We start from the raw sequence: 12,195 nt of genomic DNA, 5'->3' as shown, positions 1-12,195 counted from the left end.
TTCAGTTGTTATATTACAAGGCGCGTAACGGGGTTTTTGAAAGGCTGGAGGCTCCGCCCGGAGAGACTCCGGGCGGAGCATGGCTATTGCGAAAGGCTACAGGACTTTACGCTTAAGAGAAGTACTCTTGCATCGCTCACCACATAATAGACGCCTTGCGGTATCGGGGACGGACCTTCTGCGCCTCCCACCTGCTCCTCAAGAGCCGCTTTCTGGCTGGAAAGTCCTTCTTCGAAGGAAACGAACTCATTCAAGTTCATCTTCCTTGCCATTTTCCCTCTCCTTGAGTTTTTTTGTTTGCGGCTCTTATTTTAGTATATCAGAGAAAAAGTACATACCATGCCGAGCCATAGACCTTGTTTTCCGGATGTGGTATCCTTATCACAACATGAAAAGGCATATCATCTTTAATGTACTGCTTGCCGCGCTTTTCGCGCTCTTATCGTCGGCGGATGTACAGGGCGAAGGCCTTGCCGATGAAGCGTCCCGCCATTCTATAAAGGTATCGGTAGATATCGCCTCCGGGACTATCGAAGGAACCGACAATATAACCCTCGGCAGGGACGCCTCTGAGGTCAGGCTGCTGCTCCGGTCCGGCTCAGAAACACTCCGGGCCGAAGCGGACGGCGTAGGACTCAAAACAGAGGTAAAAAAGATCGATAACGGCCTCAACGAGATCACCATCAAGATGCCCAGGGCCGGGAAAAGGCTTTCCATTGGCTTTCGCGGGAAGTTCCAGACGCCGCGTGAGGCGGCGGAGGGCTTCAAGCGTGGCGTGGCCTATGTGAACGACGGCGTCATCGGTGAGGAAGGGGTCTATCTCCCCTCTTCCGCGACCTGGTTCCCTCAGGAAGAAGGCTCTCTCGTGATCTTCGAGGCCGAGGTGACCCTGCCAGCCGGATATTCTTCAGTAATGGAAGGTGATCTCGCCTCAAGCGTGACAAAAGGCTCTATCGTAGTGGAGACATGGAAGGAATGGAGGCCCGTTGACGGGGTCGACCTCATAGCAGGCAGGTACTTCGTAGAAAAAGAGAGCTACAAGGGCATAGACATCTACACCTTCTTCTTTCAAAAAGATGAGCCACTGTCAAGGACGTATATCGAGAAATCAAAGGGGCACCTGGACGCCTTCCAGTCGATCATAGGCCCGTACCCCTTTAAAAAGTTCGCCGTGGTCGAGAACTTCATGCCGACTGGCTACGGCATGCCGTCTTTCACGCTCCTGGGCTCTTCGGTAATAAGGCTCCCGTTCATACCGGATATCTCGCTAGGCCATGAGATAGCGCACAACTGGCTTGGCAACTCCGTATTCATAGACTCATCACTCGGCAACTGGGCCGAGGCCCTTACCACATTCATCGCCGACTACAGGTTCGATGCCGAGAAAGGGCCTGTGAAGGCAAGAGAATTCATGGCGGCCAAGCTCCGGGGCTACAAGAACTTCACCAAGGACGGCGGTGAGATAGCCCTCAAGGATTTTACCGACGCCACAAGCACCGCGTCGAGGGCGGTCGGTTATAATAAAGGCGTCATGGTCTTCAACATGCTCGAGAGGACCATCGGAAAGGAGCAGTTCGGGGAAGGCCTCAGGAGGTTCTACTCGGAGAACACCTTTAAGCGCGCGTCCTGGGCGGATATACGAAGGGCCTTTGAAGGCGCTACTGGACGTGACCTCGGGTGGTTTTTCGTCCAGTGGCTCGACCGCGTTGGCGGGCCACGGCTCACCCTTGAGAAGGCGAGGTCTGAAAAGACGGATAAGGGTTATGCGGTTACCTTAGCCTTGAGGCAGTCATCGCCAGCGTATGTAATCGACCTTCCTGTCCTTGTAAAGACCGCCTCCGGCGAGACCTGGAAGACGTTCAGGATGAAAGATGAAGCACAGGAGTTCACGGTCGACCTCGAAGCCGCCCCGCTTTCGATTGAAGTCGACCCGGACTACCGGATCTTCCGCGTACTCTCAGACGAAGAGATACCGCCGACGCTCGCCGGCCTACTTGGCGACAAGGAGGCTGTCATAGTCCTTCCGAACAGCAGCAAGCCCTATGACAAGTACCTCCGGGCGGCGGACCTCGTCTCAAAGGACTTCGAGCTGGAGATAACGACTGACGCTGAAATAGGACGTAAAGATTATTTAAAGGACCACTCCCTCTTTATCCTGGGCGGGCCGGGAGAGAACAGGCTCTATTGGCTTACGGGCCAGTACTTCTCAAGGCAGGCGCGGATAACCGGGAGCTCCTTTGAAATCGGAGGCAAAACCTTCCCGTCGGAAGGCTCCACGCTGGTACTCGCGGTTAAAAACCCCCATGACCCCTCCAAGACCCTTGCCCTTATGACAGGCGGCAGCGACAGGGACGCGATGATGGAAGCGGCAAGAAGGGTCCGTTATTTCACGGACTTCAGCTACCTCGTCTTTACCGATGGCCGTGTAGAAAAGGGGCTCTTCGAGGGCAAGCGCACGCTCAAACACGTTTTCTGACAGGCACCTTTGACGTACACCTCCGGGATCGCAAAAAAAAGGAGGTATCCATGCTTAAAATCATCATCATTTCATTGGCCCTGCTCTTCGCCTTCCAGCATACGTTACAGGCGCAACCCGGCGAAGTCAGCGCTCAGAAGAAGACCGAGCTCAAGATGAAAAGGTCTATAGAGCTTCTGAACGCCGCCAGGAAGATAGTAGCTGAAGGGTCGTCAAAGCAGGCGGAGTCGCTCATGGCGCTGGCTGACGCGGCTGCCGACCAAGGGGCAAAGGATTACAACGCAGGCGAATACGATGCGGCGGCACAAGGCCTCTCCGACGCGGTCGAGGCCGCCGTCAACGCCATCATGCTCTCCAAAGACCTCACGATAAGGGAGCTTGTCCTTGTGGAGGAGGCCGATGCCAGGGGCGTAAAGGATATCGAGAGGAAAGAGGAGCGGCTCCGGAAGGCCAAGGCAGAGGTGGAGATATTCATGAGGACCGCCGAAAGGCTCATGGCAGGGGCTGAAGGTCTCCAGGCAGAAAAGCTTGCCGAGGGCAGAAAGCTTTACGCGTCATCGGTAAAAAAATCCGCCAGCGGCGACCTTGACGGAGCGATTAGCGAGATGAACACCGCCTACGCGCTTGCCACCTCGGCCATAAAGGAGTATAAGCGTTCGCAAGGCGAGATAATAACGTTCCCGAAGAAAAGACCAGCCGACCAGCAAGAGCTGATAACCTATGAGCTTAAAAAGAACGACACCTATGAATACCTTGCCTCACTCATGGTAAAATCCGGCGAACAGAAGACCGGAGGGCTCATGGACGCGGCGCTCTCGGCCAGGGAAGAGGCGCAAAGGTCGCTTGGTTCGGGGGACAGGCAGCGTGCCATAGAGCGCTTCAAGGCCTCGACCGAGCTTTTCATACAGGCGATAAAAGTGTCCGGAGAGTAAAAATAGGTTAAAAACCGGTTGACAACAGGACATCCGATATTGTATCGTTTCGTGATATTATTTCTTTGGTCCTATCGTCTAGAGGCCTAGGACGTGGCCCTCTCAAGGCTAAAACCGGGGTTCGAATCCCCGTAGGACCGCCAGTTAAATCAAGGGGTTTCGCTATGCGCAGCCCCTTTTTCTTTTCCAGTGTCACCAAATTGTAACCGCTTTTGTTCGAGCACCGCCACAGCATGCCTCAAGCACTCGACAGAAAGATTATTCCATCGGTTATGCGCTTGAGTTCCGCGAAAGTTCTCCAGAGCATCCTCGCAATTTCCGGAAGCTTATCCGGACCGATAAAAACAAGGGCTGCTATCAATATCCGGAATAATTCCGTGACCCCAGGTTCGAATCCCCTCGTCCACCCCATTTTTCTCTTCGGAATCAAATAACTTACCTTTTTAAACACCCCCAAAACCGTGTCCCCGGACTGTCCCCGCGATAGGAGACAAATGTCTCAAATTGAAGCGGCAGGTCAATTTCTTTCAGCATAAGGAGGCCAGGTGTCCATTCTGCTTGCAGCGTCTTATGGCCTCTTCGCCTTCCCAGTAATAGCCGTTGTCAACTTCTGTTCGCTGGGACGTGAAGATACAGAATAAAAGCGCGGGGAACACACCCTGCGCTTTTTTATTTTGGGGGGCTTACGATAAAATCCATTGAAATTCAGGCCCCTCATATGTATACTTTTTTCAGAAAAGCCTCATCCCGTTTATCCTTTGAAATAAAACCTCCGGCGACCCACTCATCCCGAAAAACCTGTCAGTTACGATATTTTCTCCCGTCGCCTCCGACTATTGTCCGCCGGATAAACAGGGCTGGTTAAAAATGTATTCGGAGTGGCGCGTGGACAATCTGAGAGCATATGTTGATTTCGCGAGTCAATTTTTCGGCGATGACGGATTTATGCCTCATGGACACTGCTACTTGTGGAAACCGGGCCTGCTCTGGCTTCACGTGGTCTCGGACCTCCTCATCGTGATATCATACTACTCCATTCCCCTTGCGCTGGTTTACTTCGTATGCACCCGCAGGAACCTGGCCTTCCGGTGGATGTTCGTCATGTTCGGCATTTTCATCCTGGCGTGCGGGACGACTCACCTGATGAGCGTCTGGACCGTATGGACGCCGGTTTACTGGCTTGACGGTTACATAAAGGCCGTTACAGCCGTGTCCTCCGTCATCACAGCCGTGCTGCTGTGGCCGCTTATTCCAAAGGCCCTATCGATGCCGAGCCCGGAGGAGCTTCGCATCGTCAATGCCCGTCTTGAGACACAGACGGGCGAACTGGAGCTGTCCAACGAGGCTTTGCGCACCGAGATCGCGGAACGCAAGCGGGCGGAAGAGGAGATAAAGGTTCTGGCGAAGTTTCCTTCGGAGAATCCGAACCCGGTGTTGCGCATCGCGGTTGATGGGACGGTGCTGTACGGGAATGGTGCGAGCGCCCCTTTGCTGAATGAATGGGGCTGCGAGGCAGGGCAGTCAGTGCCGGAGGCCTTGAAGCAGACTGTCAAGGGCATCTACGACTCTCAAAAAAATAAAATGATAGAGTTAAAGAATAAAGACCGGATATTCTCGATGGTATTCTCGCCGGTGGCGAACAGCGGCTATGTAAATATTTACGGCATCGACGTCACGGAGCAGCGGCAGGCGATGATCGAGATCAAAAAGCTTTCCACGGCGATAGAGCAGAGCAGCAACATTGTGTTCATAACGGACTGCGACGGAGTCATCGAATACGTAAATCCCGTTTTCGAGCAGGTCACAGGCTACACCCGGCAGGAGGCTCTGGGCCAGACGCCCCGCATCCTTTCTTCAGGGGAGACCCCCGATTCCCTGTACCAGGAGTTGTGGGGGACCATCAAAAGGGGCTTGACGTGGCGCGGTGTGCTTAAAAACAAAACAAGATACAGCAGGCATTACTGGTGCAATACGGTCATAAGCCCGGTCAAGGACCAGGACGGAAATATTATAAATTACCTAACTGTACAGGAGGACATCACTGAAAAAAGAGCCTCGGAGGAAAAGATCAAATATCTCGCCTTTCATGACGAGATGACCGACCTTCTGAACAGATCGCGTTTCATATACCTTTTTGCCGAGCGGCTTTTAAGCAGTCATGAAGACAAGGAGCCCGGAGTTTTGATGATGCTTGACATCGACCACTTCAAATCCATAAACGATTCGTACGGCCATGGCCTCGGAGACGAAATACTGAGAAGCGTATCCAGGCTGCTTAAGAAAGCCCTTCATGACGAAGAATCCATACTGGGGCGGCTTGGCGGAGACGAATTCGCGATCTACCTGCCGTCAATCGATGAAAAGAAGGGTATCGTTACGGCCGAGAAAATAAGGGAACAAATAGAGGGATTCCGGTCAGGAAACATCCCTTTCCGTTTGTCCGTAAGCCTTGGCATGGTCATCTATCCCGTCCACGGGTCAACCGTGAGCGAACTCTTCACAAAAGTTGACGCGGCCATGTACCGGGCCAAGGAGCTTGGGCGCAACCGGTGCCACCTCTATCGCGAGGAAGACCATATCCTGGAAGACATCCACTCAAGGCTCAAGTGGAAAGAGCGAATACTAAAGGCCCTTGAAGACGACCGCTTCGAGGTATGGGCTCAGCCCATCCTTGATCTGAAGGACGATAAGGTCATCCACTATGAGTCGCTCGCGAGGATGCGTGACGAAGACGGAAGCATACTTCTGCCGGGCGCCTTTATCGAGGTGGCTGAAAGGTTTGATATAATAGGCGCCGTCGACAAGCAGATAATAAGAAAAACTCTGGAACTAATGTCAGCGGAAGGCCGTAAAGGCAAAACTTTTAGCATAAACCTGTCTGGAAAGGATCTGATGGATGATGAGTTTCCCCTGTTCATAAGGTCGGCCATATCCAAAACGGGGGCCGACCCCGACCGCATAGTCTTCGAGATCACTGAGACGGCGGCGGTCATTGACATCGAACGGGCCGCTAAATTCGTCAAGGCGCTGAAATCGATCGGATGCCGTTTCTCACTCGACGATTTCGGCGTAGGCTTCACGTCCTTTACCTATCTGAAAGAATTGGATGTTGACTACATCAAGATAGACGGCACTTTCATACGAGACCTCGGACACAACAGGAACAACCAGCTCTTCGTCAAGGCCATCGCCGACGTGGCGAGAGGCATGGGGATAAAGAGCGTTGCCGAATTCGTGGAGAGCGAGGAGACGCTCAAGATCATAAAAAAACTTGGCGTCGACTATGCACAGGGATATTTTATCGGCAAGCCGGAGCCTTTAGTGTTCTGATCGGAAGGATACTGCCCGGCTACTATGTTCTTGAGCGCCGGGTTTGGAGGGATGGGCTTAGCAGACAGGGGGTTCCTTATCATCGTACACGGAGCCGCCCACCAGTATATCCGCGTCGGCATGGCACCAGCCCCAGGCCGAAAGGACGACGGCCAGCGCAAGGCAGGAGCTTTTCAAAAAACGCAACAGGCGCATCGCTACCGAAGCCTGCACGGATTACCCCCATAGAGGGCGCGATAGGTGCTGTCGTAATCCTCCACCATCCTTGCCATGTCAAACCTCATGCGAACCGTCCTTCTGGCATTTGCAGTGATTTTTTCCCGTTCCGGCCCTTTTATCAGGACCTGCATTGTATGATCCGCCATACGCTTAATGTCGTTCAACGGGACCAGAAAGCCGTTGGCGCCGTGCTCTATTATCTCGCTATTCCCTCCTACATCGGTCGCTACTACCGGCACCCCGGCGGCCATAGCCTCAAGTATCGAGTTCGGGGTGCCCTCTTCCATCGAGGTCAGCCAGAAGGCGTCGAAGCACTTCAAAAGTTTCGGGACGTCGTCCCTTCGCCCGATGAAGCGCACCGCGCGTTCCAGGCCCAGAGACATAGAGTAATCTTTCAACTCTTTTTCCCTGTCACCTGAGCCTGCCAGGACAAAGACGAGGCCTTCGGCCCGCGTAAGCACCTCCTTGGCGGCCTCGAGGAACATCTTAAGGTTCTTTCTCCCTGTAAGGCTCGCCACAGTGCCTATGACGCTTTGGCCTTCGGGCACTGGAAAGCCAAGAACACTGGACCTGTCCTCAATAACGGGGTCGAACTCAGTCCAATCGATCCCGTTATAGATGACCTTTGCTCTGCGCTCTGGCAGGCGGTAAAGCCTTTTTTCGTACATCAGGGCCTCGGCCGAGTTGTATATCACAAGGTCGCTCAGCCTGTACAACGCATTATTCGCCAGATAAACGGCGCTTTTGCACCTCTCCTTGCCCCTTATGGTTATTATCTTTATGGGGACCGAGGCTAAAAGAGCGCCGCTTATGCCGTAGGCAATCGCCGAGTAACTCCAGCACTGTATGATATCGGGCCTGAAATCCCTTATGAGGCTTACAAGCCTGGACAGCCTCCGTAGCTCGATGCGTCCTTTTCTTTCGATCTCCACGCACCTGGCGTATCTCGATATCTCTTTCGTCCAGAAGCAGCCTTCGGAAAGGCTCACCACCATGATGTCGTAGCTTTGACTATCCAGCCTCCTTACAAGCTCGAATAACTGTTTTTCCTGCCCGCCCTTGTTAAGAGACGGAGCGACATGGAGGAGCTTTATCTTTCCCATACCTTTAACCTGTTTTCGCGGATGAAGCTTATCTACCGCTCACGAAATCCAAATACATTGTGTAGGCACGGGTCAGGTATTCGCGCACCACCACGTGCTTTTTAGTCTTTACGTACAAAAGGAAGGCGAGATAGCCCAGGAAAGGCACAGGGAACCTGCCTGAGAGCATCTTTATCGAGGCCTTCCTGAGGTAGTTGTAATCAATCCCCTTGATCCTTCTGTAGTCAGGCGCATAAGTGTACATCTCATCCGGTGAGTTCACAAGGGAAAGCCCGTGCTCGGTTACGTAGTCGTACAAGGCGGTGCCTTCGATGGGCGTGTAGAAAGAGACGGAAACGATATCCGGCTTCATCTTTCGCACGTGCCTTACAGTCATGTCCACGTCCTGCCTGCTCTCGAACGGCGTGCCAAGCATAAAATTGGCCACATTCACCACCTTGTACTTCCTGAGTATCTCTGCGGCGGCCAGGTTCTGCTCGGCGGTGATCTTTTTTCCGAGCGATTCAAGGACACTGTTGCTCCCGGATTCGTAGCCGACGATGGCTATCTTTAGCCCTGCCTCGCTGAGGTCGCGGATAAGGTCCTGGTTCTTCACGATAAGATCGGCGCGCGTCTGTATGGCGAACCTCTGGTCAAAGCCGTTATCCCGGTATTTGCGGCAGAACTCCTCTACCCAGCCCTTGTTTATCGTGAATGTGTAGTCGTAGAACTTTATAGACCTGAATGCGTATTTTTCCCTGAGGTATTTGAGCTCATCGATCACCCTGTCCACAGAGGCGTACTTCAATTTTCTTCCGAAAAGCGCATCGTCGCTCGACCTCTCCGAAGGGGCGCAGTACCTGCATCCGTACGGGCATCCTCTGCTCGATATCATCGTTATCATGGGGGCAGGCAGGAGCCCCGGATAATTCGGGTGTTTTACGCATTCCGCAAACGGATACAATTCCCTGTCCACGAAAGGAAGGGAGTCCATTACCATAGGCTCGCCCCTTATGACCTTCTCGCTTATGAAGTTAAGCCCCCTCCGGGCTCCGTCGGAAAGATGTGACAGGAGCTTCGGGAAAGTCCCCTCGCCCTCCCCTGCCACCAGGTAGTCGTAGTTCGGGTCTTTCTGCAGCCTGTCCCAGGCTATCCCGACGTGTACGCCTCCTACGACGACGAAGGTCTTAGGGTTTATCTTTTTTATCCGCGCCGCGATGTCGGAAAGGAACAGCTCGTCGCAGGTTCGCATGCTCAGCCCGACGACGTCTGGTTCTTGACCTGCTATCACCCTTTCAAGCTCGCCGTAGCCGTTTACCTGCCTTACGTCTATCAGGCAGACCGAGTGGCCTGCGCCCTTGGCCGAGGCGGACAGGGCGCAAAGCCCGTAATGGGGCATGGAGGTCCAGTAGGATTTACCGAAGGTATTGAAGCTCTGCGGACCCTGGCCCGCGTCAAACAGGGATACTTTCATGTCCGTCACCTTATAAATGAACTACCCCGCCGAAGCACTCTTCACGGGAGGGGGGAGAAATAAGCGCCCCTTATTTGAGCGACCTCACTATATACGACATCTTCCTTAGTATCCTCTTCCACATGCGCCAGTTTATGCGTCCTTTTCTGAAAGCGAAATACCCCTGCATCAGGAAACCCAGTAGCCTCTGGCGCGTCATCGTCCTTTCGCTTACGCCGGGGATGCGCATATTGATGTCCCACACGCCCTTCATCTCCTTCTTCATCAGGTCGTGTCTGACGGCGATGTCCCACAGGCGCGCCCCTGGCATGGGCGTTGCGAACTGCCAGGAGATATAATCGAGAAGGCCCTCCTTTGAAAGCCTCCATGCCGTTTTCAAGGTATTGTTGACCTCTGCGGGCGTCTCCCACCTGAGCTCGTTGTTCTCCTCCCATACCTGATAGAGCATCATATAGCCGAATATCTGGATACCGTATCTCTTGAGGAGCCTGCAGACATCCGGTATCTTATCGACCTTGTACCGTTTGTCGATGCCGTCTATCACGCGCTGGTTCACGCTCTCTATGCCGAGGTACACGAGCCAGCAATTGATATCAGCGAGCGCCGAGGCAAGCTCGTCGTTTATCGTGTCCACCCGGAGATTGCACTGGAAGTAAAGGTCCTTCCAGCCCGCCTTCCTTATCTCGTTGCACAGCTTGAGGCACCACGACATATTCGGGTTGAGCTCGTCGGCGCGGATGTATATCTCGCGCACGCCCCTGTCGTACAGGTAGCCTATCTCCTGGACAACGAGCTTCGGGTCTTTCATCCTGAACCATGGCTTGTCAGTCCTCCAGATCGGGTTTGAGCAGTAGACGCAGTTGAAAGGGCATCCCCTGCTCGAAAGAACGCAGGTGGCGTACCCTCCGGACTTCCTTAGATGCGGGCCCGAATAACGCTGAATATCTATCATGTCCCATGCCGGCATGGGCAGTTTGTTTATATCGCAGAACTTCCTTTTAGCCGTCCTTACGATACGGCCGTTTTCCCGGTAGGCTATCCCGTTTATGTCGCCAAGCGAGGATATTTCGCCCCGGAAGTAGGAAATTATCTCCACTAGCGTCTCCTCTCCCTCACCTATGCACACGATGTCGGCCCTCGACTTTTCGAGGACGTCCTCGGGCATGGCGGTCGGGTGAGTACCCCCGCAGATGACGGGGATATCAGGAAACCTGTTTTTGACCTCGTTGATAAGGGCGTACGGGTTTTTCTTGTATGTGAGAGTGTGGGAGGCGAAGGAGATGCCATAGACATCCGGCCTGATCTTCTCAACCATCCGGATGTGCATGTCAAATGACATTGTCTCTATGTATTCTACGCTCACCTTGTCCTTCATCTTTTCGCGGATGTAACTTATGAGGGACAGCAGCCCCATGTTCGGATAGCCTATTACGTTACCCTGCCTGTTGTTTGACTCTACAGGATTCGCGAGCGCTATCTTCATATCCCTCTTCCTTCCCGTTCGGAGATAGAATCGCAAAGGGTCTGCATCAATCTCTCAAAGTTCTTTTCTATGTCGATCCGCTCAACGGCTATCCTGAAGTTCTTCTGCGCCATCTGGCCGCGAAGCATGTCATCGCGCAGAAGCTCCACGATCTTTTTTGCGAGCGCATCGGGGTCTCTGCGAGGGACGACGTATCCATTATCCCCATCTTTTATCCACTCCATCACCGCAGGCACGTCGGTGACTACCACCGGAAGGGCGCAGGCCATGGCCTCAAGCAGCGAAAGGGGAGTCCCATCGCTAAGCGAGCTTGAGACGTATATGTCAGCGGCGTTAAGGAACGCGGCAAGAGTGCCATTCTCTACGTGTCCGGCGAAGTAGGCGTATCCGTCGATATTGTGCCTCTTCAAAAACTCCATATGAGCCTGCCTGTAGGGGCCGTCGCCGCAGAATATCACCCTGACATCCGGAAAGTCCCTCGTGACCTGGACAAGTGCTTCAAGAAAATATTCAACCCCGTATACAATGTCTATCAGCGACCTCGTCATGATTAGGATCTTCTTTCCCTCCCAGCCAAGCTCTTTCACTATTTCCGCCTTTGGAACGGAAGGGTTGAAATTATCAAGGTCCACGCCGGGAAGCAGCGTGACCTTAATCTTCTCCCCGGGATATTCAGGGACAAGGTCAAGGACCTCCTTCTTGATTATCTCGGCATCAGCAAGTATTATCTCGGATCGCCTTACGGCGAATTGGATAAAAAACCTCCTGAGCTTTGATTTTCTCGCGCTTATCTGCACGTCCGTCCCGCCGGGCAGCAACACCAGCGGCCTGGCATTTGCCAGAGCGGCAATGAATCCGTATTTATCGATGATATGACAGGCCAGGACGACAGCTGGCCTTATTTTGCGCACCACCCTTCTTGAATAAACAACAGCCCTGACCATGTTCAGGAAGTTATCTATTGCTGATGACCCGGTAAAACTTTCAAGCGGCAGGTTATGCAGCTGCGCCCCCATGATCTCAGGCAGCCTGTTTTTCATTCTCACTTCTTGAAGCCCTCTCTGGAAAGACACTATGTGAAGCTCGATTCCGGAGCCGGCGAACATATCAAAGAACCTCTGGTCATGTATCGTCTCCCCGTTAGAAAAATAGGCTACTCTCATCCGTCTCTTCCTCCGCCAGTGTGCGCGCAAACAGCC

The 12,195-nt window shown here is 53.3% G+C and carries 9 protein-coding genes and 1 tRNA gene; 4 read left to right on the top strand and 6 right to left on the bottom strand.

From position 1 onward, the window contains the following. Positions 1 to 83: 83 nt before the first annotated feature. Complete coding sequence (locus tag A2V21_312105) at positions 84 to 272, bottom strand: hypothetical protein (protein OIJ74943.1); 189 nt, start codon at positions 270 to 272, stop codon at positions 84 to 86. Positions 273 to 388: 116 nt separating this feature from the next. Here A2V21_312105 and A2V21_312100 point away from each other — a divergent pair, with 116 nt between their 5' ends. The 3 genes from A2V21_312100 (at position 389) to A2V21_312090 (ending at position 3,551) form a co-directional block, all read left to right on the top strand. Next, positions 389 to 2,476 (top strand): hypothetical protein, encoded by a 2,088-nt coding sequence (locus A2V21_312100; protein ID OIJ74942.1) that lies wholly within the window; start codon positions 389 to 391, stop codon positions 2,474 to 2,476. A gap of 50 nt (positions 2,477 to 2,526) precedes the next feature. Further along, a complete protein-coding gene (locus tag A2V21_312095; GenBank protein ID OIJ74941.1) occupies positions 2,527 to 3,408 on the top strand; it encodes a hypothetical protein in 882 nt (293 codons plus the stop codon). Between the two features lie 67 nt (positions 3,409 to 3,475). Further along, positions 3,476 to 3,551, top strand: a tRNA-Glu gene (locus tag A2V21_312090). Positions 3,552 to 3,646: 95 nt separating this feature from the next. On the opposite strand, the gene A2V21_312085 is transcribed toward A2V21_312090, so the two are convergent. Further along, a complete protein-coding gene (locus A2V21_312085; protein OIJ74940.1) occupies positions 3,647 to 3,838 on the bottom strand; it encodes a hypothetical protein in 192 nt (63 codons plus the stop codon). Between the two features lie 536 nt (positions 3,839 to 4,374). Here A2V21_312085 and A2V21_312080 point away from each other — a divergent pair. Then, positions 4,375 to 6,738: a hypothetical protein gene (locus tag A2V21_312080; protein OIJ74939.1), complete on the top strand. Its 2,364-nt coding sequence runs from the start codon at positions 4,375 to 4,377 to the stop codon at positions 6,736 to 6,738. A 197-nt stretch (positions 6,739 to 6,935) separates the two neighbouring features. Here A2V21_312080 and A2V21_312075 read toward each other — a convergent pair whose 3' ends face one another. From A2V21_312075 to A2V21_312060, 4 genes are all read right to left on the bottom strand, one after another. Further along, complete coding sequence (locus A2V21_312075; protein OIJ74938.1) at positions 6,936 to 8,060, bottom strand: hypothetical protein; 1,125 nt, start codon at positions 8,058 to 8,060, stop codon at positions 6,936 to 6,938. Positions 8,061 to 8,088: 28 nt separating this feature from the next. Then, positions 8,089 to 9,513, bottom strand: coding sequence for a hypothetical protein (locus tag A2V21_312070; GenBank protein OIJ74937.1), 1,425 nt, complete (start codon positions 9,511 to 9,513; stop codon positions 8,089 to 8,091). Between the two features lie 70 nt (positions 9,514 to 9,583). Beyond that, the gene (locus tag A2V21_312065; GenBank protein OIJ74936.1) at positions 9,584 to 10,996 is read right to left on the bottom strand and encodes a hypothetical protein; all 1,413 of its coding nucleotides are present in this window, start codon (positions 10,994 to 10,996) and stop codon (positions 9,584 to 9,586) included. Further along, the gene (locus A2V21_312060; protein ID OIJ74935.1) at positions 10,993 to 12,159 is read right to left on the bottom strand and encodes a hypothetical protein; all 1,167 of its coding nucleotides are present in this window, start codon (positions 12,157 to 12,159) and stop codon (positions 10,993 to 10,995) included. The genes A2V21_312065 and A2V21_312060 overlap by 4 nt, the downstream gene beginning before the upstream one ends. Positions 12,160 to 12,195 lie beyond the last annotated feature (36 nt).

It is taken from the genome of Deltaproteobacteria bacterium GWC2_55_46 (assembly GCA_001595385.3).
GTDB lineage: Bacteria > Desulfobacterota > GWC2-55-46 > GWC2-55-46 > GWC2-55-46 > UBA5799.
Note: the sequence above shows the minus strand (reverse complement) of the source record. Positions and strands in the feature narration are given on the sequence as shown.

What these genes read in the sequence shown, in the direction of transcription:
- A2V21_312070 (OIJ74937.1), bottom strand. Translation starts at nt 9,513, where the DNA reads ATGAAAGTATCCCTGTTTGACGCGGGCCAGGGTCCGCAGAGCTTCAAT.
- A2V21_312105 (OIJ74943.1), bottom strand. Translation starts at nt 272, where the DNA reads ATGGCAAGGAAGATGAACTTGAATGAGTTCGTTTCCTTCGAAGAAGGA.
- A2V21_312060 (OIJ74935.1), bottom strand. Translation starts at nt 12,159, where the DNA reads ATGAGAGTAGCCTATTTTTCTAACGGGGAGACGATACATGACCAGAGG.
- A2V21_312100 (OIJ74942.1), top strand. Translation starts at nt 389, where the DNA reads ATGAAAAGGCATATCATCTTTAATGTACTGCTTGCCGCGCTTTTCGCG.
- A2V21_312065 (OIJ74936.1), bottom strand. Translation starts at nt 10,996, where the DNA reads ATGAAGATAGCGCTCGCGAATCCTGTAGAGTCAAACAACAGGCAGGGT.
- A2V21_312095 (OIJ74941.1), top strand. Translation starts at nt 2,527, where the DNA reads ATGCTTAAAATCATCATCATTTCATTGGCCCTGCTCTTCGCCTTCCAG.
- A2V21_312075 (OIJ74938.1), bottom strand. Translation starts at nt 8,060, where the DNA reads ATGGGAAAGATAAAGCTCCTCCATGTCGCTCCGTCTCTTAACAAGGGC.